24 protein-coding genes are annotated in these 21306 nt (G+C 75.7%); 11 read left to right on the top strand and 13 right to left on the bottom strand.

The features are described from left to right. Window positions 1–109 precede the first annotated feature (109 nt). Window positions 110–919 carry a DUF3097 domain-containing protein gene (locus tag ACI79Q_RS11060; RefSeq protein WP_456614692.1) on the top strand — a complete coding sequence of 270 codons (810 nt, stop codon included), beginning with the start codon at window positions 110–112 and terminating at the stop codon, window positions 917–919. A 103-nt stretch (window positions 920–1022) separates the two neighbouring features. Here ACI79Q_RS11060 and ACI79Q_RS11055 read toward each other — a convergent pair whose 3' ends face one another. From ACI79Q_RS11055 to ACI79Q_RS11045, 3 genes are read right to left on the bottom strand one after another with little or no spacing between them, the layout of a single operon-like run. Continuing rightward, window positions 1023–3653 (bottom strand): ABC transporter permease, encoded by a 2631-nt coding sequence (locus ACI79Q_RS11055; protein WP_456614691.1) that lies wholly within the window; start codon window positions 3651–3653, stop codon window positions 1023–1025. Then, window positions 3650–4378 carry an ABC transporter ATP-binding protein gene (locus ACI79Q_RS11050; RefSeq protein WP_456590212.1) on the bottom strand — a complete coding sequence of 243 codons (729 nt, stop codon included), beginning with the start codon at window positions 4376–4378 and terminating at the stop codon, window positions 3650–3652. The genes ACI79Q_RS11055 and ACI79Q_RS11050 overlap by 4 nt, the downstream gene beginning before the upstream one ends. Next, window positions 4375–4971, bottom strand: coding sequence for a PadR family transcriptional regulator (locus ACI79Q_RS11045; protein WP_456614690.1), 597 nt, complete (start codon window positions 4969–4971; stop codon window positions 4375–4377). The genes ACI79Q_RS11050 and ACI79Q_RS11045 overlap by 4 nt, the downstream gene beginning before the upstream one ends. A gap of 120 nt (window positions 4972–5091) precedes the next feature. On the opposite strand from ACI79Q_RS11045, the gene ACI79Q_RS11040 reads away from it, so the two are divergent. Beyond that, complete coding sequence (locus tag ACI79Q_RS11040) at window positions 5092–5973, top strand: hypothetical protein (protein WP_456614689.1); 882 nt, start codon at window positions 5092–5094, stop codon at window positions 5971–5973. Then, complete coding sequence (locus ACI79Q_RS11035; RefSeq protein WP_456597580.1) at window positions 5970–6359, top strand: GntR family transcriptional regulator; 390 nt, start codon at window positions 5970–5972, stop codon at window positions 6357–6359. Before ACI79Q_RS11040 ends, ACI79Q_RS11035 begins: the two co-directional genes overlap by 4 nt. A gap of 96 nt (window positions 6360–6455) precedes the next feature. On the opposite strand, the gene ACI79Q_RS11030 is transcribed toward ACI79Q_RS11035, so the two are convergent. Together ACI79Q_RS11030 and ACI79Q_RS11025 are read right to left on the bottom strand one after the other, a co-directional pair. Beyond that, window positions 6456–7295: an aldo/keto reductase gene (locus ACI79Q_RS11030; RefSeq protein WP_456614688.1), complete on the bottom strand. Its 840-nt coding sequence runs from the start codon at window positions 7293–7295 to the stop codon at window positions 6456–6458. A gap of 72 nt (window positions 7296–7367) precedes the next feature. Next, entirely contained in the window at window positions 7368–8606 is a 1239-nt protein-coding gene (locus ACI79Q_RS11025; RefSeq protein WP_456614687.1) for an MFS transporter, read from the bottom strand. 149 nt (window positions 8607–8755) lie between these two features. Between ACI79Q_RS11025 and moaA the strand changes: the two genes are divergently transcribed. From moaA to ACI79Q_RS11000, 5 genes are read left to right on the top strand one after another with little or no spacing between them, the layout of a single operon-like run. Beyond that, window positions 8756–9811: a GTP 3',8-cyclase MoaA gene (gene moaA, locus ACI79Q_RS11020; RefSeq protein ID WP_456590206.1), complete on the top strand. Its 1056-nt coding sequence runs from the start codon at window positions 8756–8758 to the stop codon at window positions 9809–9811. A gap of 1 nt (window position 9812) precedes the next feature. Then, entirely contained in the window at window positions 9813–10067 is a 255-nt protein-coding gene (locus ACI79Q_RS11015) for a MoaD/ThiS family protein (protein ID WP_456590205.1), read from the top strand. 21 nt (window positions 10068–10088) lie between these two features. After that, window positions 10089–10283, top strand: a complete 195-nt coding sequence (locus ACI79Q_RS11010) for a hypothetical protein (RefSeq protein WP_456590204.1) — start codon at window positions 10089–10091, stop codon at window positions 10281–10283. A gap of 2 nt (window positions 10284–10285) precedes the next feature. Beyond that, complete coding sequence (locus ACI79Q_RS11005) at window positions 10286–11125, top strand: SMP-30/gluconolactonase/LRE family protein (RefSeq protein ID WP_456590203.1); 840 nt, start codon at window positions 10286–10288, stop codon at window positions 11123–11125. Continuing rightward, on the top strand, window positions 11122–11865 hold the full coding sequence (locus ACI79Q_RS11000; protein ID WP_456614686.1) for a CPBP family intramembrane glutamic endopeptidase: 744 nt from the start codon (window positions 11122–11124) through the stop codon (window positions 11863–11865). The genes ACI79Q_RS11005 and ACI79Q_RS11000 overlap by 4 nt, the downstream gene beginning before the upstream one ends. Here ACI79Q_RS11000 and ACI79Q_RS10995 read toward each other — a convergent pair. The 6 genes from ACI79Q_RS10995 to ACI79Q_RS10970 all read right to left on the bottom strand — a co-directional run bounded on the left by ACI79Q_RS10995 (window position 11828) and on the right by ACI79Q_RS10970 (window position 15937). Next, window positions 11828–12238: a molybdenum cofactor biosynthesis protein MoaE gene (locus tag ACI79Q_RS10995; protein WP_456590201.1), complete on the bottom strand. Its 411-nt coding sequence runs from the start codon at window positions 12236–12238 to the stop codon at window positions 11828–11830. The genes ACI79Q_RS11000 and ACI79Q_RS10995 overlap by 38 nt on opposite strands. Next, complete coding sequence (locus tag ACI79Q_RS10990; protein ID WP_456590200.1) at window positions 12235–12813, bottom strand: nucleotidyltransferase family protein; 579 nt, start codon at window positions 12811–12813, stop codon at window positions 12235–12237. The genes ACI79Q_RS10995 and ACI79Q_RS10990 overlap by 4 nt, the downstream gene beginning before the upstream one ends. A 21-nt stretch (window positions 12814–12834) precedes the next feature. Then, window positions 12835–13881 carry an ABC transporter ATP-binding protein gene (locus ACI79Q_RS10985; RefSeq protein ID WP_456614685.1) on the bottom strand — a complete coding sequence of 349 codons (1047 nt, stop codon included), beginning with the start codon at window positions 13879–13881 and terminating at the stop codon, window positions 12835–12837. After that, window positions 13878–14675, bottom strand: a complete 798-nt coding sequence (locus tag ACI79Q_RS10980; protein WP_456590198.1) for an ABC transporter permease — start codon at window positions 14673–14675, stop codon at window positions 13878–13880. Before ACI79Q_RS10980 ends, ACI79Q_RS10985 begins: the two co-directional genes overlap by 4 nt. Continuing rightward, window positions 14672–15439 carry a molybdate ABC transporter substrate-binding protein gene (gene modA / locus ACI79Q_RS10975; RefSeq protein ID WP_456614684.1) on the bottom strand — a complete coding sequence of 256 codons (768 nt, stop codon included), beginning with the start codon at window positions 15437–15439 and terminating at the stop codon, window positions 14672–14674. Before modA ends, ACI79Q_RS10980 begins: the two co-directional genes overlap by 4 nt. A 105-nt stretch (window positions 15440–15544) precedes the next feature. Continuing rightward, window positions 15545–15937 (bottom strand): TOBE domain-containing protein, encoded by a 393-nt coding sequence (locus ACI79Q_RS10970; protein WP_456597588.1) that lies wholly within the window; start codon window positions 15935–15937, stop codon window positions 15545–15547. An 88-nt stretch (window positions 15938–16025) separates the two neighbouring features. Between ACI79Q_RS10970 and ACI79Q_RS10965 the strand changes: the two genes are divergently transcribed. After that, window positions 16026–17246 carry a DUF2786 domain-containing protein gene (locus ACI79Q_RS10965; protein WP_456614683.1) on the top strand — a complete coding sequence of 407 codons (1221 nt, stop codon included), beginning with the start codon at window positions 16026–16028 and terminating at the stop codon, window positions 17244–17246. A 38-nt stretch (window positions 17247–17284) separates the two neighbouring features. Here the strand turns inward: ACI79Q_RS10965 and ACI79Q_RS10960 are convergent, their stop codons facing one another. Continuing rightward, entirely contained in the window at window positions 17285–18061 is a 777-nt protein-coding gene (locus ACI79Q_RS10960) for a polyprenol monophosphomannose synthase (protein WP_456614682.1), read from the bottom strand. Between the two features lie 165 nt (window positions 18062–18226). On the opposite strand from ACI79Q_RS10960, the gene ACI79Q_RS10955 reads away from it, so the two are divergent. Both ACI79Q_RS10955 and ACI79Q_RS10950 read left to right on the top strand, forming a co-directional pair. Then, a complete protein-coding gene (locus tag ACI79Q_RS10955) occupies window positions 18227–18484 on the top strand; it encodes a hypothetical protein (protein WP_456614681.1) in 258 nt (85 codons plus the stop codon). Between the two features lie 4 nt (window positions 18485–18488). After that, window positions 18489–19913 (top strand): phospholipid carrier-dependent glycosyltransferase, encoded by a 1425-nt coding sequence (locus tag ACI79Q_RS10950; protein ID WP_456614680.1) that lies wholly within the window; start codon window positions 18489–18491, stop codon window positions 19911–19913. On the opposite strand, the gene ACI79Q_RS10945 is transcribed toward ACI79Q_RS10950, so the two are convergent. Next, the gene (locus tag ACI79Q_RS10945) at window positions 19851–21092 is read right to left on the bottom strand and encodes a glycosyltransferase 87 family protein (protein WP_456614679.1); all 1242 of its coding nucleotides are present in this window, start codon (window positions 21090–21092) and stop codon (window positions 19851–19853) included. The genes ACI79Q_RS10950 and ACI79Q_RS10945 overlap by 63 nt on opposite strands. Window positions 21093–21306: the final 214 nt, after the last annotated feature.

Below are 21306 nucleotides of genomic sequence, written 5' to 3'. Positions count from 1 at the left end.
TCACTCTGCGTGTTTTGGACCTGCCCGGGCGTGTCGTCCGGGATCGGTCCGGCACGCGGGTCGGCGCGTCGCCCACGACCGTGCCGACAGCATGCCTAGCGTCGTCGGCGTGCCTCCCCGTTCGCCGTACGACAACCTGGTCCACCCGCGTACCGTCAAAAAGCCCAGCCCCCAGGTCGAGGCGCTCAAGGACGTCGTCGTCGAGGACCCCAGCAGCGGGTTCGTCGGCGCCGTGGTGCGCTGCGAGAAGGACGTCGTCCACCTCGAGGACCGGTTCGGGAAGGTCCGCGCCTACCCGCTGGGGCCCGGCTTCTGGGTCGACGGCCGGCCGGTGGTGCTGGTGCGCCCGAAGCAGAACGCGCCCTCGGGCCCGCAGCGGAGCGCGTCGGGCTCGACCTACGTGGTCGGCGCGCGGGCGCGGGTGGCCCGCGAGGGGCGCATCTACGTCGAGGGCAAGCACGACGCCGAGCTGGTGGAGAAGGTCTGGGGCCACGACCTGCGCATCGAGGGCGTCGTCGTCGAGCCGCTGCACGGCGTGGACGACCTGCCCGGGATCGTGCGCGACTTCCGGCCGTCGTCGGGACGGCGGCTCGGCGTGCTCGTGGACCACCTGGTGACCGGCTCCAAGGAGTCGCGGATCGCCGCCCAGATCACCGGGGACCACGCGCTCGTGGTCGGGCACCCGTTCATCGACATCTGGCAGGCGGTCAAGCCGTCCGTCGTCGGCATCAAGGCCTGGCCGACCGTGCCCAAGGGCGAGGACTGGAAGACCGGTGTCTGCAAGCGGCTGGGCTGGGAGGACGACACCGGCTACGTGTGGGCGCAGCGGATCCTGGCCCGGGTGAAGGTCTGGAGCGACCTGGAGCCGACGCTCATCGGCCGGGTCGAGGAGCTGATCGACTTCGTCACGACCGACTGACGCTCCGATGATGATCAGGTGACCTGATCGTCAGGGGTCCTGGCTCAGCGTCGACGGTGAGCCAGGACCCCACCGGGTGAGCCAGGACGTCGGTCGGCGCGGGTCACGTCACCCGGCGGGCCATCGGCAGCCGGGAGCGGACGACGAGGCCGGTGACGGCGACGGCGAGCAGCGGCACCGCCACGGCCACGCCGGCGAGCAGCAACCAGGGGACGTCGATCAGCGGCCGCGCGCCCGTCCCGTAGTCGGTGCTGGTGAGCGGGTACGCGACGGCGATGCCCGGCCCGGCGCCCACCAGCAGGCCCAGCAGCGCCCCGCCGACACCGATGACCGCCGCCGACCCCATCGCGATGAACCGGCGGGTGCGGGGCGCCGCACCGATCGCCGCGAGCGTGGCGAGATCGGGACGGGCATCGGCCAGCGCGAGCCCGGTCGCGGTCAGCGTCGCCACGAGCACCAGCAGCCCGCCCACCGCGAACAGCAGCAGCCGGGCGATCGCCAGGTAGTCGCTCCACCCCCGTTCCACGTACACCGACGCCTGGACCCCCAGGGCGTTCACCGCCTCCGTGAACGCCCGTTCCTCGGCCACGGTGACCGGCGCCTCCGGGCCGCCGATCACCAGCGACGTCGTGGCGAGCGGTACGGGCAGCCGGTCGGCCAGCGCCGGGGGCACGACCACCAGGGCAGGGGCGCGGAGCTCGTCGGTTGCGGACACCTCGATCTCGGTCGCGGGCAGCGACACGCGGCCGAGCTCCACCTCCCGGGTGCCGTTCCACGTGGAACCGGCGAGCGTCACCTGCCCGGCGGCGTCGACGGCACCCGAGCCGAAGACGACCGCACGCCCCGCCCGCAGCGCGGCACCGACCTCGTCCCGCCACGGGGCAGCGCTCGCCGCGGTCGCGGTGGCGACGTCGGCCACGATCACCTCACCGCCGAAGATGGGCTGGAACCAGCCGATGTCGTCCGGGAACCAGCTGCACTCCGGTAGCTCCGCCGTGCAGCCGGCGCGGACGGTGCCCAGGGAGCGCGGGTCCTCCGGGGTCGCCGCGACCGTGGACAGGCGGCCGACGGGCCGTCCGGGCAGGTGCTCGGCCGCGGCCTGCTCGACGGCGGACCAGCCGGCCGACCCGGCCTGGTGCACGAAGACCGTCGCCGCTCCCATCGGCGCCTGCGGTACGTAGTCGCGACGGGCCTGGGCGCTGTCGCTCTGGCTGCCGATCGCCATCGTCGTCACCACGGCGACGGTGGCCATGACGGCGGCGACGGCCGACGCGGTGCGGGTCCGGTTGCGGGCGGCGTCCCGGACGGCGATCAGCCCCGCTGTCGGCAGCCGGCGCGCCAGCGGGGCCAGCAGCCCGACCAGCCACGGCGTCGCGGCGACGGGGCCGAGGACGAGCAGCGCTGCGCCTCCCGCGACGGCGAACTCGCTCCCCCGCGCGCCGAGCACGGTGAGCACCGCGCCGATCCCGACCGCGGCCAGCCCGGCGACCGGCAGCCGCCAGGAGGTGCGCACCTGCCCCCGGCGGCCGCCGAGCGCCGGCACGACGTCGGTGCGGGCCGCCTGCCGGGCCGGGACGGCCGAGGCGGCCAGGCCCGCCAGCAGGCCGGTGACGACGACGGCCAGGACGTCGAGAGGGGCGACGTCGAACGGACCGAACCGCACGTCGGCCCAACCGCCCACGAGCGGGAGCGCCAGCCACGCCAGGCCGATGCCCAGCAGCGCCCCGCCGACTGCCGCCCCGCCGCCGAGCACCACGCCCGACGCCAGCACGGTCCGCCGCAGGTCCGCGGGGCTCCCACCGGCCGCGGCCAGCAGGGCGAGATCCCGCCGCTGCCGCCGGAGCCCCACCGCGAACGCGGGCCCGGCCAGCAGCACGACCTCGAGCAGGATGCCGACCACGATGAGCGCCAGCACGGCCATCTCGGCGGCGTTCGCGCCGCTCGTCGAGCGGTACTCCTCCGCGGGCGGCGGGTCGGCCACCACCGCCCGCGAGACGACGGCGAGGCCCTCGGCGTTGAGTTCCCGCACGGTCGGCCAGTCCAGCTCGCCGGGCACCGAGACGTAGAACTCGCTGCTGCGCGAGCGCAGCAGGTCGGCCGAGCCCGGTGCCACCACGACGAGGTCGTCCCGCTCACCGGCACCCGGCGCGACGATCCCGACGACCGTCAGGGGGACGTCCTCCTGAGTCACCTCGAGGGTGTCCCCGAGCGCGACGCGGGCGCGCTCGGCCACCCCGCCGCTCACCGCGACCTCCTCGGTCGTGGCCGGCACCCGCCCCTCCACCACCTCGACGGCGCCGTTCCGGATCGGCAGGCCGAGGTCGTCGGCGTAGGCGGTCACGTCGGAGTAGCCCACCCCGGTCCGGTAGGCGAGCCGTCCGACGGTGCGCTCGACGACCTCCGCGCCGTCCGGCAGCAGGCCACGGACCTCTGCGGCGGACCACGGTGACAGCTCCTCGTCCGGCTCGTAGACCAGCGGGTCGCCGGTGAGCGGGTCGGCCTCGATGGGGCTCCGGGCGATCCCCTCGATGCGCGCGTCCGCCGCGCCCAGCGTCGCGGGCAGCGACTCGACGGGGTCGAGCTGCCAGGTGCGCAGCAGCGTGTCGGCGCCGACGACGACGAGGACGGGCAGCCCGACCATCACCAGCACCAGCGCGGTGCGGCCGCGGTGGCGGAGCGCGTCGCGGCGGGCGATGCGCAGCGCCATCCGCCAGCGGGTCAGCCAGGCGCTCACCCGACGCCGCCGGCGGGCAGCAGCGACTCCGCCGCGGCGGCCGGCCCGCTCTGGTCGACGACGACGCCGTCACGCAGGAAGACCACCCGGTCGGCCCAGGCGGCGTGCCGGGCCTCGTGGGTCACCAGCACGCCGGCGGCGCCGGCCTCGCACCGGGCGCGCAGCACCCGCAGCACCTCCTCGCCCGTGGTGGAGTCCAGGGCGCCGGTGGGCTCGTCGGCGAGCAGCAGTCGGCGCGGGCCGACGAGCGCTCGGGCGATGGCCACCCGCTGCTGCTGCCCGCCGGACATCTCGTCGGGGAAGCGCCCGGCCAGCGCGCCCACCCCTACCTCGTCCAGCGCCTCCCGGGCCGCGCGCCGCGCCACCCCGCCCCGGACGCCGTCCAGCTCCAGCGGCAGCGCGACGTTCTCGACGGCCGACAGGGACGGCAGGAGGTTGAGGTCCTGGAAGACGTAGCCGACGCTGCGGCGCCGGACGGCGGCCAGCTGTGCCGCCGACAGACCGGCCAGGTCGCGGCCCTCGACGACGACCGCGCCCGACGTCGGGCTGTCCAGCCCGCCGGCGAGGTGCAGCAGGGTCGACTTGCCCGAGCCCGACGGCCCCATGACGGCGACCAGCTCCCCCGGGTGGACGGCGAGATCCACCCCGCGCAACGCCTGGACGACGACGTCGCCCTGCCGGTGGTCGCGGGTCACCCCGGACAGCCGCAGCACCGCCTCGTTCATCGCCGGCCCCGCTTCCCGGCCGGGACGACGTCGGTCGCCGGAGCCGGTGGGGTGGGCGCCGCGCCGCGCCGTCCGGCCGCCGCGCGGGCGACCCGGGCCTCGCAGTGGTCCAGCCAGCGGATCTCGGCCTCCGCGCGGAAGACCAGGGAGTCCAGCACCAGGGACCACGCGAGCTCGTCGTCGCCGGTGACGCGTGTCTTCAGCCGGGTGATCTCCTGCAGGCCGGTCATGGTGGCGGTGCGCTGGGTCTGCACCACGTCCAGGACGTCGACCCCCGGCGTCGTGACCGCCAGCGCCAGCTTGATCGCCAGCTCGTCGCGCGGGGCGCCCTTCGGGCTGACCGGGGAGGCGAACCAGCCGCGCAGCTCCGCCTGGCCGGCGTCGGTGATCCGGTAGGCGATCCGGCCATCGGCGTCCGGCGGCCCGTCCTGGGCCACCAGCCCGTCGCGCTCGAGCCGGTCGAGCGTCGAGTAGACCTGCCCGACGTTCAAGGGCCAGGTGGCGCCGGTGGCCGCGTCGAACTCCGCGCGGAGCTGGTAACCGTGACTGGGGCCGCGCTCCAGGAGCGCGAGCAGGCCGTGTCGGATGGACATGGATACGGAGTATGCATATTCAGTATGCATGTCGCAAGGGGCCCGCCGACCGGCTTGACAGGCCGCTCCCGCCACGTCATTGTCTCAATCCCTTGAGTCATTGACTGTGTGGAGGTCGACGTGGCAGGGCTTTCGTTCCTCCTGCTGCTCACGGCGGTCGTCACCGTGGTCGTCGGCGCGGGCCTGGCGCGCCGGTCGCCACCCAGCCGCGAGCACGCCGTCGCCGCCGCGCGCCGGCATGCCACCCGAACCGCGGCGGCCGCCTACGCCCTGGGGGCGGCTGCCGCCTTCGCCTTCCTGGCGGCCGAGGTGGGCAACACCTCCCCGGGCGGCTTCGGCGTCACCGTCCTGCTCACGCCCGTGGCGTTCGGGGTCGTGCACGTCGTCGTCCTGGCGCTCGGCGAGCTGACCTGGCCGCGGCCGGCCGGGGACGTGCGCCGGGCCCGGCTGGTCCGCCGGGGCCCGCTCGACGCGGCGCCGCGGTGGCTGCTGCGCACCACCACGGCCGCCTTCGCCCTCGCCGCGCTCACGGTCGTCGGTGGGGCCCTGCTCGCCGCGCCCGACGGCCGCAGCGTCACCTACTCACCCGACGCCTTCTCCTCGGCCGCCGCGAGCCCCTTCCCGGGCCTCTTCTACGGCGGGCCTGCGGCGGCAGGCCTGCTCGCGGTCGCGGTCGCCGCCGCGGTGGCCCTCTGGGTCGTCGCCGCCCGGCCGGCGGTGGCCACCGAGGACGAGCGGATCGAGGACGCCCTCCGCCGCGCCTCCGCGCACCGGGTGCTGCGCATCGCCGCCGGCGTTCCGCTGGTCGTGGCCGGGGGGCTCCTCTTCGTCGCCGGGACGGCGCTGCACGGGCTGGGCACCGGCTCCACCGGCGCGGGTCCGTGGGACGGCGCGAGCCCCGTGATCGCGCTCGCGGGCGTCGCGGCGATGCTCGGCGGCGTGGCCGTCGCCTGCTGGCGCGCCCCCGCGGTGCCGGCGGACCGCGTGCCGGCCGCGGCATGAGCTCCCCGCCACCGGCCCTCACCGTCGACGTCGGCAGCCCGGTCCCGCCCTACGAGCAGATCCGCAGCCAGATCGCCGCGGCGGTGCACGGCGGCCTGCTCCCCTCCGGCAGCCGGTTGCCGACGATGCGTGCCCTCGCCGCCGACCTGGGCGTGGCCGTCGGCACGGTCGCCCGGGCCTACTCGGAGCTGGAGGCGGCCGGCCTGGTCGCCAGCCGGCGGCGCACCGGCACGGTCGTCACCGGCGCGGCGCCCCCGCCGCGCGTCCAGGAGCGGATCCGCAGCGCTGCCGATGCGCTGGCCCGGACGGCACGCGAGGACGGCGTGGACGACGCGACCGTGCTGGCCGTCGTCCGCGCCGCCCTCGCGCGTGCTGCCACCGGCTGAGGCTGCCCTTGATGATCAGGTGACCTGATCATTCAGGGTCCTGGCTCACGGTCGGTGCTGAGCCAGGACCCCGAACGGTGAGCCAGGACGGTCGGGTCAGCCGGGGATGTAGTTGAACGTGTCCGGGTCGGGGCCGGTGCGCTCGCCGCGGTCCAGGCCGGTCAGCGCGGACATGTCCTCGCGGCTGAGCTCGAAGTCGAACAGCGCGAAGTTCTCCGCCATGCGCTCACGGGAGGACGACTTCGGGAAGACGACGTCGCCGCGCTGGATGTGCCACCGCAGGACGACCTGGGCCGGGGTGCGGCCGAGCCGCTCGGCGATCGCGGTGATGGCGGGGTCGCCGAGCACCTTGCCCTGCGCGATCGGCGACCAGGCCTCGGTGACGATCTCGTGCTCGGCGTCGAAGGCGCGCAGCGCGTCCTGCGCCAGGTATGGGTGCACCTCGATCTGGTTCACGGCCGGGGTGATCTCGGTGTCCGAGAACAGCCGGCGCAGGTGGTGCTCCTGGAAGTTGGAGACGCCGATGGCGCGGCAGCGGCCGTCGCGGTAGATCTCCTCCAGCGCCTTCCAGGTCTCGATGTAGTCGACGTCGATGCCCGGCAGCGGCCAGTGGATGAGGAACAGGTCGAGGTACTCGAAGCCGAGGTCGGCCAGCGTCCGGTCGAAGGCGCGCAGCGCGTCGTCGCGGCGGTGGAAGCCGTTGTTCAGCTTGCTCGTCACGAAGATCTCGCCACGGTCGATGCCGGAGCGGGCGACGGCCTCGCCGACCCCCTTCTCGTTGCCGTACATCTCGGCGGTGTCGATGTGCCGGTAGCCGACCTCGAGCGCGGTCGCCACGGTGTCGGCGGTCTGCTCGGGCGGCACCTGGTAGACGCCGAACCCCAGCTGCGGGATCTGGACGCCGTTGTTGAGTGCGAGGGTGGGCACGGTGGCCACAGGCTGATCCTTCCGGTTCGGGAAAGGCCGCGAGCCGCACGGTCGGTCGTGCGCGATCGGCCCCGACCCCGCCTACCCGGTGATGCGGTCCTCAACCAGCTCCGCGGGGGCCGGGCGGTCCCCGACCAGCGCCACCCCGCCCAGCGCGAGCAGACCCGCGAGGGCGGCGGCGACCGCCGGCACGGCGAACGCGGCCTCGGCGCCCCAGGCGTCGACCGCGGCACCCGCGAGCGCCGAGCCCACGGTCACGCCGAGGGTGAGACCGGAGATCGTCCACGCCAGCGACTCGGTGAGCATGCCGGGGACGACCCGGGACTCCACGAGCGAGGTGCCCGACACGAGCACCGGGGCGATGGTCAGCCCCGCCAGGAAGCCGCCACCGATCAGCACGGTCAGCGAGCCGACCCCCCACAACAGCTGGGCGGCGAGGGCGAAGGCGACGGCCGTCGCCACGAACCGGGTGGCCAGCGTGCCGGGCAGCCGGGCCAGCCCGTAGACCAGCCCGGCCAGCAGGCTGCCCGCGGCGAAGACGGCCAGGGCCACCCCGGACAGCGCAGGCGCCCCCTCGGCCTCGGCGAAGCCCACGACCACCACGTCGATGGCGCCGAACACCGTGCCCACCGCGAGATAGGTGACGACGACGACCAGCAGCGTGGGCGTCAGCACGGCCCACCACCGGACCGGGGACGGACCGGCGACGGGGTGCGCCGGCGGGTCGGTGTCGCGCAGGGCGGCCAGCCAGAGGCCTCCGACGGTGCCCAGGACGACGCCGGCGAGGAACCCGACGGGCGGGGCGACGAGGGTGGCCAGGAGAGTCACCAGCGGCGGCCCGACGACGAAGACCACCTCGTCGGCGACGGCCTCGAAGGCGAACGCCGTCTGCCGGCCCGCGGGGTCGAGCACCGCGGCCCACCGGGCGCGCACCAGCGAACCCACGTTGGGGCTGCTGCCCCCCACCGCCGCCGCGAGCAGGAACCAGCTCCAGCGGGGCCCGCCCGCGACCACCGCCGCGACGAACCCGACGCCGGAGAGGGCGAAGCAGGCCATCGCCAGGCGCAGCACCGGGCTCTGGCCGCGGCGGTCCATGGCCCGCGCCCACTGGGGGCCGGCGATGCCGTAGCTGAGGGCGAGGGCGCCCGAGACGGCCCCGGCGAGGCCGTAGCTGCCCGTCTCCTGCGAGACCAGGAGCACCGCCCCCAGGCCGAGCATGGGGGCGGGCAGCCGCCCCACCCACCCGGCCAGGGAGAAGGCCACCGACCCGGGGACGGCGAAGAGGCGACGGTAGGGGCTGAAGACGGTGCTGACCGACACTGTTCTCTCGCGCTTCCTGGCCACGGGCGAGTGCGGGACGTCCTCCGCCGGTCTCTCGGGTGGCGAGGGGCAGGCTAGCAACACGGCCCCGCCGCCGGCCGCGCATTTCCTGCTCCGCACGCGTCACCGGTCGCGGCTACATTCGGGCCATGACCAGCGCCTCGCTCCCCGACCCCGCGGTGCGCCCCGCCGTGGGCGCGGTGCCCGCGGGCTCCGGCGGTCTGGTCGACCGGTACGGCCGCACCGCCACGGATCTGCGGGTCTCGCTCACCGACCGGTGCAACCTGCGCTGCACCTACTGCATGCCGCCCGAGGGGCTGGACTGGCTGCCCAAGGTGGAGGTGCTCACCGACGAGGAGATCGTCCGGCTGGTGCGCATCGGGGTGGAGCAGCTCGGCATCCGCGAGGTGCGCTTCACCGGCGGTGAGCCGCTGCTGCGCCCGGGCCTGGTGGGCATCGTCGACGCGGTGACCGCGCTGCACCCCCGCCCCGAGGTCAGCCTCACCACCAACGCCATCGGGCTGTCCCGGACCGCGCCGGCGCTGGCCGCAGCGGGGCTGGACCGGATCAACGTCAGCCTCGACACCATCGACCGCGACCGGTTCAAGCAGCTGACCCACCGCGACCGCCTCGACGACGTGCTGGCCGGGCTGGCCGCCGCGCGCGACGCCGGGCTGACCCCGGTCAAGGTCAACGCCGTGCTGCTGCACGGGATCAACGACGTCGACGCCGTCCCGCTGCTGGACTACTGCCTGGAGCAGGGCTACCAGCTGCGGTTCATCGAGCAGATGCCGCTGGACGCCCACCACGCCTGGACCCGCGGGCGGATGGTCACCGCCGAGGACATCCTGGAACGGCTCTCGGCGGCGCACACCCTCACACCCGACAGCGAGGAACGCGGCTCCGCGCCGGCCGAACGGTGGCTGGTCGACGGCGGCCCGGCCACCGTCGGGGTGATCGCCTCGGTGACCCGCTCGTTCTGCGGCGCCTGCGACCGCACCCGGCTCACCGCCGACGGGCAGATCCGCAACTGCCTGTTCGCCCGCGAGGAGTCCGACCTGCGCACCGCGATGCGCGACGGCGCCACCGACACCGAGCTCGCCGACCGGTGGCGGATCGCCACCCTGGGCAAGCTGCCCGGCCACGGCATCGACGACCCCAGCTTCCTGCAGCCCACCCGCCCCATGTCCGCGATCGGCGGCTGACGTGGACGACCAGGCGCGCGTCACCGTCCGCTACTTCGCCGGAGCCCGCGCGGCCGCCGGCGTCGAGACCGAGGCCCGCGAGGCGGGCAGCCTCGACGAGCTGGTCGGGCAGATCGTCGCCCACCACGGCGAGCGGCTGGAGCGTGTGCTCACCGCCTGCTCGTTCCTCGTCGACGGCGCGCAGGCCCGCGACCGGGCCGCGCGGCTGCCCGCCGGCGCGGTGGTCGACGTGCTCCCGCCCTTTGCCGGAGGCTGATCAGCGCGCCAGGATGGGCGCATGAGCATCTTCGACAAGGCCAAGGCGAAGGCCGAGGAACTGTACGGCCGGGCCGAAGAGCTGTACGGCGAGTCGCACGGCGACCCCGCCGCCAAGATCGACGGCGAGGCGCACCGGCTGGAGGCCGAGGCCGAGGAGGCCGAGCTGGAGCGCGAGGACGCGGCCGGCGAGGACGGGCCCGCGGGCACGCGCTGACCGTGCGCGCCGAGCAGATCACCGGGCCGGTCGCCCACCACGCGGAGGGGCCGGTCTGGTCGGCGGGGTGGGGCGGGCTGCGCTGGGTCGACATGCAGGCCGGCGACGTCCTCTCGCTGGCGGCGGACGGAACGGTCCGCCGCGAGCACGTGGGGGAGGTGGCGGCGGCACTGCGGCCGCGCCGGGGCGGCGGCGCGGTGATCGGCGTCGAGCGCGGCTTCACCCTGCAGGACGCCGACGGCACGCTCACCCCCCTCGGCGCCGTGTGGGACGACCCGTCGGTGCGCATGAACGACGGCGGCTGCGACCCCGACGGCCGGTTCTGGTGCGGGTCGATGGCCTACGACCAGCGGCCGGGCGCCGCCGCCCTCTACCGGCTCGACCCCGACGGCGCCGTCCACCGGGCGCTGACCGGCGTCACCGTCTCCAACGGGCTGGACTGGAGCCCCGACGGGTCGCGGGCGTTCTACAACGACACGGCGACCCACCGCATCGACGTCTTCGACTACGACCCGGGCACGGGCCTGACCGGGCGCCGTCCGTTCGTGACCTTCCCGGACGACGGGAACCCCGACGGGCTGACCGTCGACAGCACCGGCGGGGTGTGGGTCGCGCTGTACGGCAGCGGAACGGTGCACCGGTACTCCCCCGACGGGCGGCTCGACGCGGTGGTCGAGCTCCCGACGCCCCAGGTGACCGCCTGCACGCTCGGCGGCCCGGGGCTGGACCAGCTCTTCATCACCACGTCCGCCGAGGGCGGGCTCGACGACGGCGTGGCCGGGTCGCTGTTCCGGGTGGACGTGGGGGTCCGCGGACAGCCGGCGCGCCTGTTCGCCGGTTGACGCTGCCGCTGGTCGTCGCGTCGTCCGGGTACCTGGCGTGGAGCAGCCTGGTCGTCCCGGCGCTCCCACCTGCCGCTGCGGTGCGCACGGCGGCGAACGCGGGGGCTGCCGCCGCCCTCTGGCGGGGCGCCCGCTCGGCGGGGTTCACGACCCGGGAGCTCGGGGTGCACCGCTGCGCACGACGGGCGGGCGCGCGCTGGGGCGGCGCGGGGGTCGCCGGTGCCGCGGCGGGCTACCTCCTCGCCCTGGGGGTGCCTGCGGCGCGGGAAGCCCTGGCCCGCTCGCCCGCCGGCGCGGCGCCGCCCCGCGAGGTGGCGGCGCGCCTGCTCGTCCACATCCCGCTGGGCACCGTGTTCGCCGAGGAGGTTGCCTTCCGCGGCGTCCTCCTGGCGGTCGCCCGCCGGCGACTCGGCGACCACGGGGCCACCGCCGCCACCGCGCTCGTCTTCGCGCTGTGGCACCTCCGCGGTGCCCTCGACGCGGGTGGTCCCGTCACGGCGATCCTGACGGCGACCGGGCTCGGCGGCGGCGTGCTGGGCTGGCTGCGGCTGCGGAGCGGGAGCCTGCTCGCCCCCGCGGGCCTGCACCTGGGCGCCAACGGCGCCGGGCTGCTGGCGGCGGTGACCGCGCGGGCGCTCAGTCGACGAGGACGCTCCGCGCACGCTCGGTATCGGCCGCCGTCCAGCGGTCCCCGGGCCGTCGTCACGGGCAGGCGACCCACTCCTCCTCGCCGTCGGTGAAGACCTGCCGCTTCCAGATCGGCAGCCGCTTCTTCACCTCGTCGACGAGCTCGGCGCAGGCGGCGAACGCCTGGCCACGGTGCGAGGCGCTCACCGCGCAGGCCAGGGCGACGTCACCGATCCCCAGCAGGCCGATGCGGTGGCTGACCGCGACGGCGTGCACCTCCGGGCGCGCCGCGAACTCCTCGGCCAGTTCCGTGATGACCTCGGCCGCGCTCGGGTGTCCGACGTACTCCAGCTCCGTCACCGAGCGGCCGCCGTCGTGGTCCCGCACGACCCCGGCGAAGGAGACCACCGCGCCGGCCGCCTTGTCGGCGACGGCGTCCTCGTGTTCGGGAACGGACAGCGGCGCATCGACGACCCGGGCGATCACGGGCCCGACGCTACCCCTGGCGGCGGCACGTCGAGGTCGACCGGATCGGCCAACCCGGTGCAGTCGACCTCGACGACGTCGTGCGCGGCGAGGTAGCCACGGGCGCCCTCGTCCCCGGTCGCCGTCTCCACGACCCCGGCCCAGTGGTCGCGCCCGAGCAGCACCGGGTGGCCGCGGACGCCGTCGTAGGTGGCGACGGCGAGCGCGTCCGGGGCGGCGTGCGCGGCGACGGAGGCCAGCGCCGCGGGCGTCATGCCCGGCATGTCCACCAGCGTGACGAGCGCGGCGTCGACGGTTCCCGGGAAGCCGCGCAGCCCCTCCAGCGCGGCGCGCAGCGAGGAGGCCATCCCGGTCTCCCACTCCTTGTTGGCCAGCACGGTGGCCCCGGTGAGGTCGGCGCTGCGCCAGACGTCGACCGCCCGCGCGCCGAGGACGACAAGCACGACCTCGCAGGTGGCCCGCGCCGTCCGTACCGCCCGTTCCACCAGCAGGCTGCCCTCGTACTCGACCAGCGCCTTGGGCATCCCGTAGCGGCGGCCGCCCCCGGCGGCCAGGACGACGGCGGCGGTGCTCATGCCCCCAGCCTCCCAGCGTGCTCAGCGGGCGTAGACGGCGACCTCCGACGCCTTCACGCCCGCCCAGACCTCCACGCCGGGGGCGAGCCCCATCTCGGCGAAAGAGGTGGCGGTGACGTCGGTGACCAGCGGCACCTCGCCGGCGAGCTCGCAGCGCACCGTGGCGCCGTGCGGAGTCGCCCCCACCACCCGCTCCCGCCACAGGTTGCGGGTGCTGCCGTCGGGCCGCGACGCATACAGCGCCACCGACTCGGGGCGCACCGCCGCGAACACCGGGCCGCGCGCCTCCTCGGCCACCGCCACCACCGCCCCGCCGTCGAGGCGCACCAGCCGGCCCTCGCCGGCGCCGGGCAGCAGCGAGAGCCCGACCAACCGGGCCACGTAGTCGGTGCGCGGTCGGCGGGCCACCTCCGCGGGGGTGCCGGCCTGCACGACGCGTCCCTCCTCGAGGACGACGACGTGATCGGCCAGCGCCATCGCGTCCACCGGGTCGTGGGTGACCAGCACCGTGCTGCCGCGGAAGCCGGCCAGGTGCCGGCGCAGCTCGGCCCGGACCGCCAGCCGGGTGCGCGCGTCCAGCGCCGACAGCGGCTCGTCGAGCAGCAGCAGGGCCGGGTCTCCGACCAGGGCGCGGGCCAGCGCCGCCCGCTGGGCCTGGCCCCCGGAGAGCTCTGCCGGCCGCCGCGGGCCCAGCCCGTCGAGCCCGACCCGGGCCAGCCACCCCGCCGCGGCCGTCCGGGCTGCCGCCCGGCCGGCCCCGCGCGCCCGCAGGCCGAAGGCGACGTTGTCGGCCACGCTCAGGTGCGGGAAGAGCAGGGCGTCCTGGAACACCATGCCCAGCGCCCGCTCGTGCGCCGGGCGCGACGTGCCCGCGTCGTCCCAGATCTCGCCGTCGACCACGACCCGGCCGGCATCGGGCCGCACCAGCCCGGCCAGGACGCGCAGGAAGGTGCTCTTCCCCGCCCCGTTCGGGCCCAGCACCGCCAGCACCTCGCCGTCTGCCACCTCGACGTCCACCCGCAGGTCGAGGGCTCCCCGGCGGGTGGCGACCGTCGCGGCCAGGCTCACGCCGCCCCCCGGCCGAGCCAGCGGTCCCGGAGCAGCAGCAGCGTGGCCAGCGAGACGGCCAGCAGCACGATCGAGAGCACGATCGCCGCGTCCGGGTCGCGCTGCAGCGCCAGGTACACCGCCAGCGGCATCGTCTGCGTGGTGCCGGGGAAGTTGCCGGCGAAGGTGATGGTGGCGCCGAACTCGCCCAGCGCCCGGGCCCAGCAGAGCACCGCACCGGCCGCGACCCCGGGCGCGACCAGCGGCAGGGTGACCCGGCGGAACGTCGTCCAGCGGCCGGCGCCCAGGGTGGCGGCGACGTCCTCGAACCGGGCGTCGGCGGCGCGCAGGGCCCCCTCCACGCTGATCACGAGGAACGGCATCGCGACGAACGTCTGGGAGATGACGACCGCCGCCGTCGTGAACGGGATGGTGATCCCGAAGGCGTCGTGCAGCCAGGAGCCGACGATCCCCTGCCGGCCCAGCACGAGGAACAGCGCGACGCCACCCACGACCGGCGGCAGGACCAGCGGCACCGTCACCAGCGCGCGCAGCACCGAGCGGCCGCGCGCCCGGGAGCGGGCCAGCACCCAGGCCAGGGGGACGCCGAGCAGCAGCGACAGCGCCGTGGCGAGCGTCGCCGACACCAACGACAGCCGCAGCGCCTCCCCCACCCCCGGGGCGGCGAGCTGGGCACCGAGCTGGGACCACGGCGTCCGCACCACCAGACCCACCAGGGGCAGCACCAGGAAGGCGACGCCGAGCGCGGCGGGCAGCAGCAGCGGCGCCGGGACGCGGGCGGTCTCGCGGGTCACGGCGCCCGGAACCCCGCGTCCCGCAGCACCTCGCGGCCCTCGGCAGACAGCACCAGGTCGACGAAGGCGCGCGCCGCCTCCGGGTTCCGGGCGTCCGCCAGCACGCTGATCGGGTACCGGTTGACCGCCGCCCCGGCCTCCGGCACCTCGATCGCGTCGACCGCGTGGTGCCGGGCGGCCGCGTCGGTGACGTAGACCAGCGCCGCGTCGACCTCGCCGAGCTCGACCTTCTGCAGGGTGGCGCGGGAGTCCTCCTCGTACGTGTCCGGGCGGGCGGTCACGCCGACGGCGGCGAGGAGCCGTTCCGCGGCCGCACCGCAGGGCGCCTGGGGCGCGCAGAGGGCGACGGCCAGCTCCTCGCGGGCCAGGTCGGCAGGCCCGGTGACGCCGGCCGGGTTCCCCTCGGGCACGGCGAGGGTCAGCACGTTCGCGGCGAAGACCTGCGGCTCCTCGGCCAGGCCCGCGTCGACGACCAGCTGCATCTGCCGCTCGTCGGCGGAGGCGAAGACGTCGATCGGCGCGCCCTGCCTGATCGCCGCCGCGGCAGCCGCGCTGCTGAGGTAGCCGATGTCCACCTCCACGTCCGGGTGGCGCTCGCGGTACTCGGCCTCCAGCCGGTCGAAGACGTCCACGAGCGACGCGGCGGCGTACACCGTGAGCGTGCCGCCGGACCGGTCGCCGTCCGGCCCCTCCCCCGCACAGCCGGCGAGGAGGGGCGCCGCCGCGAGCAGCGCGAGCAGCGCGAGCAGCGGACGCGAACGCATGAGCCCCTCCCGGGCGACGGCTTCGATGGCCGCGCCTGCGGAACATCAGAGCAGCGATCCCCGCATCTGCACAAGGCAGTGGGCTGAGAGATCCGCAGATGCGGACTACGGCACGTCGACGCTGACCTGGGTGGCCTTGACGGTGGCGACCGCCCGGACGCCGACCACCAGCCCCAGCTCGTCGGCCGCCTCGCGGGACATGAGGGACACGATGCGGAAGGGGCCCGCCTGGATCTCCACCTGGGCCATGACGCCGTCGCGGACGACGTTGGTGACGATGCCGGCGAGCCGGTTGCGCGCCGAGGACGGCGTGGTCCCGGGCTCGGGCGCCTCGCGCAGCTGCGTGGCCAGCCGGGCGAGGTCGGCGCCGTCGACGACGGCCGGCCCCCCGCCCTCCCGGCGCGCCGGCAGGCGACCCCCGTCGACCCAGCGCCGCACCGTGTCGTCGCTGACGCCGAGCAGCGTCGCCGCCTCGGCGATGCGGTAGGTGGCGGCCACGGCCAGACCCTAGCCGCGGCTGTGGACGGCGGGTGTCGTCCACAGCCGGTCCGGGCGAGCGTCGGCGCGGGCGGGCAGCATGCCGGTCGTGATCGACGACGCCTCCCTCGCGGACCTGCTCCAGCACCGGGCCCCGGCGCTCGCCGACGCCGGGGTCGCCGCGGAGCTGGCGGCCACGTTGAGCACGCGCGGGGTCGGCCTCGACGACGGCGGCCTGGTCACGCGAGCCCTGCTCGACGCGCTCGACGAGACCTGGGAGCGCGGCTGGCAGCCGGCCGACGTCGCCCACGCGGCCCGGCGCCAGGTGGGTGCGGCGTCGGTGCCACTGCTCGTCGCGCTGGTCGCCGAGCACGCGCGCCGCACCGATGCGGTGTCCCGGGCGCCGGAGAGCTGGGTCGACCAGCTGCGCGAGCTGGGAGCGCTGGACGCCGGGGGCGCCACGGGGGATGCCACGGTCACCGCCTGGCACCGGTCCGAGCGGCGGGTGCCGGCCGAGGCGTGGCGCATCGCGCTGCAGCTGACCGGGATGCTGCGCACCACCGCCCGGATCGAGCTCCTCGTGCCGCCGCCGTCACGGTGGGGCGCCGCCCGGCCGCGCGCCGAGCGGCGCTCCGCGAGCGACGACGACCGGGCGTTGCGGCGCATCCGCGCACTGCTGGCCAAGGCGGAGTCGACCGGGTTCCCCGACGAGGCCGAGGCGCTGACGGCCAAGGCGCAGGAGCTCATGACCCGGCACGCGGTGGATGCGGCCCTGCTCGACGGCGGCCCACCGTCCGGCGCCGACGTCGACACCCGCCGGGTGCACCTCGCCGACCCGTACGCGCGGGCCAAGACGCAGCTGCTGGGCGCCGTCGCGGAGGCCAACGACGTGCGGCTGGTCTGGTACCAGGGCCTGGGCATCGCCACCCTGGTGGGCATCCGGGCCGATCTGGACGCGGTGGAGCTGCTGTTCACCTCGCTGCTGCTCCAGGTCGCCCACGCGCTGGCCACCGCCGAGCGGCAGGACGGCCGCCGCCCGGCCTCGCGGTCGTTCCGCCGCGCGTTCCTGCTGGGCTACGCCCACCGCATCGGGGAGCGGCTCGCCGCGGCGCGCCGGCGGGCGACCGCCGAGGCGGCCGCGGAGCGGGGCGCGGACCTGCTCCCGGTGCTGCGCTCGCGGCAGGAGGCCGTGGCGGCCCGCACCGCCGAGCTGTTCCCGCGGGTCCGGGCCGGCCGCAGCCGCTCCTCGGTGGACGCGGGCGGCTGGTACGCCGGCCGGGCCGCGGCCGAGCGCGCCGACGTCACGCCCCGGCGCTCGCCCCTGCGCTGACGCCGCCAGCTACCGACACCACCGCCGCAGGGGCATGGTCACCTCGTCGGTGCGGGCACCGCGTTGCCGGCGGCCTCCACGGCGCCGTGGCGCCTCCCCCACGCGAACACGGGTTCCAGCGACCATGCCGTCACCCGCAGGAGCGCCTCCCGCACGATGCGCCCGCTCATCTTGCTCGCGCCCAGCTCGCGGTCGAGGAAGAGGATCGGCACCTCCGTCACGCGCAGCCCCGCGGCGACGAGCCGCCGGGCGACGTCGACCTGGAAGCAGTACCCCTCGCACTGCAGGGAGTCCAGCTCCACCCGCTCGAGGGCATGGCGGCGGAAGGCCCGGAAGCCGCCGGTCGCGTCGCGCAGGGGGAGCCGCAGGGCCGAGCGCACGTACCGGTTGGCGGTCCGGCTCAGCAGTTCCCGGCTGCGCGGCCAGTTCCGGACGGCGCCGCCCGGCACCCACCGGGACCCGAGGACCGCGTCGGCCTCGGCGAGGGCCGTCAGCAGCCGCGGGAGGTCCTCGGGGCGGTGCGATCCGTCGGCGTCCATCTGGGCGACGACGTCGAACCCCTGGGCCAGGGCCCAGCGGAAGCCGGCCACGTAGGCCGGGCCCAGACCCGCTTTCCCCGGCCGGTGGAGAACCCGGACCTTCGGGTCGCGGCCGGCGATCTCCTCGGCCACCGCCCCGGTGCCGTCGGGGCTGTTGTCGTCGATGACCAGGACGTGCGCCCCGGGCACCGCACGCCGGACGGCCGCCAGCGTGCGCGGCAGGCTCTCCCGCTCCTCGTACGTGGGAATGCAGACGCACACGCTGGGAGCGATCATCCCGCGGCATTTCCCCGTTCAGGCCGAGCCGACACACTTCCTGCGACATCGCGCCGAGACATCCACCGTGATGCATTCGTGACCACGGCATCGCGTGTACCCGGGGACTCAGCGGACATGGAACGGGCTCGCACGCACGCCGAACGCACGTGACAGGAGAGCGACATGAATCGACTCACCCGAGGCGTCGCCGCCGCCTCGTTCTCCGGCTTCCTGGCGCTGGGCCTCGCGGCCTGCGGGGAGGACGAGCCCGGAACGGTCACCGAGACCGAGACCGAGCAGGTCACCGAGACCGAGGAGGAGGAGACCGAGGTCACCGAGACCCTCGAGCCGACCGAGACCGAGACCGAGACCGAGACCGAGGTCGTCGAGACCGAGACCGAGGTCGACACCGAGACCGAGACCGAGTTCGGCACCGAGTGACCGGGTGAGCACTGCCGCCGTCCAGGCGGACCAGCCGGCAGCGGGCGGCGCCTCCGGGCGCCGTCCGCTGTCGTCGCGGTGGGTCCCGGTGGCCCTGGTCGTCCTCGCGGCCGCCATCCGGCTGTGGGACCTGGGCGACCCCGACCGGCTGTTCTTCGACGAGAAGTACTACGGCTCGGACGGGTACGAATACGTGACCCGGGGGGTGGAGGAGGAGCGCCCGGCGCATCCACCGCTGGGCAAGTGGGTCATCGCCCTGGGCATCCAGCTCTTCGGCTTCACACCCTTCGGCTGGCGGATCGGCGTCGCCGTGGCCGGGACCGCCTCGGTGCTGCTGGTCTACCTCAGCGGGTTGCGCCTCTTCCGGCGGGTGGCGCCGGCGGCCCTCGCCGCCGCGCTCGTCGCGCTCGACGGGCTGGCGGTGACGACCAGTCGCATGGCGATGCTCGACGCCACGCTCGCACTGTGCGTCATCGCGGCGTTCTGGCTCCTCCTGCTCGACCGGGATGCCCGCCGCTCCGCACGGGGAGCCGGCGAACCGTTCCACCGGTCCCTGCTCGGTTCCCCCTACCGCTGGCTGGCCGGCGTGGCGCTGGGCCTGGCGGTGGCCACCAAGTGGTCCGGCCTGCTGGCCGTCGGCGCGGCCGGGCTGCTCGTCCTGGGAACCGAACTGGCCGGGCGCGGAGAAGGCGTGCGCCGGGCGGCGCAGCGAGCGGTCGCCGTCACCGCTGGAGCCGTGCTCAGCCTGCTGGTCGTCCCCGCGGCCGTCTACGTCGCGAGCTTCGCGGGCTGGTTCGCCAACTACGAGGACAGCTACGCCGGCTCGCGCGCCTGCGGCCCCGGCGCCTGCTCCGCCGACGCCGGGGAGCGGCTGTCGACGTGGTGGGACACCCAGGTCGATCTCGTCAGCTACCACCGGAACCTGGAGGCGACTCACCCGTACCGCTCGGACCCGCTGGGCTGGGTGTGGCTGGAACGGCCGGTGCTCGCCTACGCCGAGAGCTGCACGACGCGGCAGCAGGAGGCGGGCGAGTGCGAGGTCCCGCCCCAGACGGTCGCCCGCATCACCTTGGTCGGCAGTCCCGCGTTGTGGTGGCCGGCGCTGCTCGCCTACCCGGTGCTGCTCTGGCGGGCCGCGGTACGTCGGGACGGCGTCGCGGCCACGATCCTCGTCCCGTTGGCCCTGCTCTGGCTCCCCTGGCTGGCCGCGGGCAAGCCGGGCTACTTCTTCTACCTGGTCCCGGCGGTGCCGTTCATCGCCCTCGGCCTGGTCCGGGCCATCCAGGTCGGCCCCAGGCCCCGCCTCGTCGGGACTGCGCTGCTCGTCCTGGCGGTGGCCTGCTTCGCCTTCTTCGCCCCGATCTGGCTAGGCATCCCGCTGGCTCGGGACGCCCTCGACCTCCGGTACTGGCTGTCGTCCTGGCGGTGACCCTGCCGGGCGGCGCACCGCCTCGACGAGCACCCACACCAGGGCGGCGGCCCGCAGAGCGACGGCCGCACCCATCACCGGATAGGGGAGCTCGTCCCCGTGGCCCGCGCGCCCGGCGAGGAAGGGGAACTCGACCGCGTGCACCAGGACATCGGCGGCCACCACGGCGATGAACGGGGCCGCGCGGGGGAGGACGAGAGCCATCAGCGGCACCAGCCACAGGGTGTACTGCGGGGAGTAGACCTTGTTGGCGAGGATGAAGCAAACCAGCACCGGCAGCAGCACCTGCCACCACTCCTCGGGCGGACGCCGCCGGATCCCGAGGACGACGACCACGACCGCGCCGGCCGCGAACACCAGCAGACTGGCGACGCCGAGCGCCGCCGGTCCGGGCTGCGGGCCACCCAGCTGCGCGAGCAGGTACCAGAGGCTGTCGACGTGCATGGCCCGTCGGCGGCTCAACTCGTAGAAGCGATCCCAGCCTTCGGGGGCGAGCAGGTAGCCGGGCACGTGCACCGCGGCGAACGCCAGCGCCGCGGCACCGCCGTGCAACAGGGCGGCGCGTGGACGACGGGCCAGGAGCGCCAGGACGACCAGCGGTACCAGGAACCCGGGGAACACCTTCGCGGCCGCACCGAGGCCGGCGACGACCCCGGAGGCCGTGTGCCGACCGCGCTGGTGCAGCAGGACCGCCCCCAGCAGCAGGGCCACCGGCAGGGTGTCCCAGTTGTAGAAGGCGTACAGGAACAGCGCCGGGGCGGCGGCCCACCAGAGCAACCTGCGCGGCGACAGGCCCAATCGCCGGAGCAGCACCAGGGAGACCAGCACCTCGACCACCACGAACAGGCCGTTGGTGGCGAAGAAGGTGCTGACCGTGGCATCACCCGGGAGGGCGTGGGCGAGGACGGCGGCAAGCCAGATGCGCACGGCGAGCACCGGGGGGTACTCCAGGGGGTCGGACCCGTAGGGGCCGGCCCCATCGGCCAGCCCCCGCACGTACCACAGCGGAGCGACGTCGGTGTAGCAGTAGCCGTAGTACTGCTCGCCGTCGACCCAGCCACCGCCCAGGCACCGCGCCCTCGCCCACCAGCCCCCGGCGAGCACGAGCAGCGCGACGGCGATCACCGCACCGTGACCGACCCGCCGGTCGCGGACACGCAGCCGTCCGCCGCCAGTCATCGAACCGTCCCCCCGGCTGCAGGTCCCCGCGTTCCCGGGCCACCGCCCCCACCAGAGCTGCGCGAGTGGGGGGAGGCAGCCGACCCGGCGGGGCAGCGGTGCGACGACGCGCTCACCCTCGATCGGCTGACCATCGACCGCCACGTCACACCGCTCGTGCTCCTCTCGTCGACGCCGCGCGGGCTCGCGCCGGGGCGGGTCGCGCCCATTGTGG

This window comes from Blastococcus sp. SYSU DS0828, assembly GCF_054050975.1.
The sequence above is the reverse complement of the archived record's forward strand: the minus strand, read 5'-3'. Positions and strand labels throughout refer to the sequence as shown.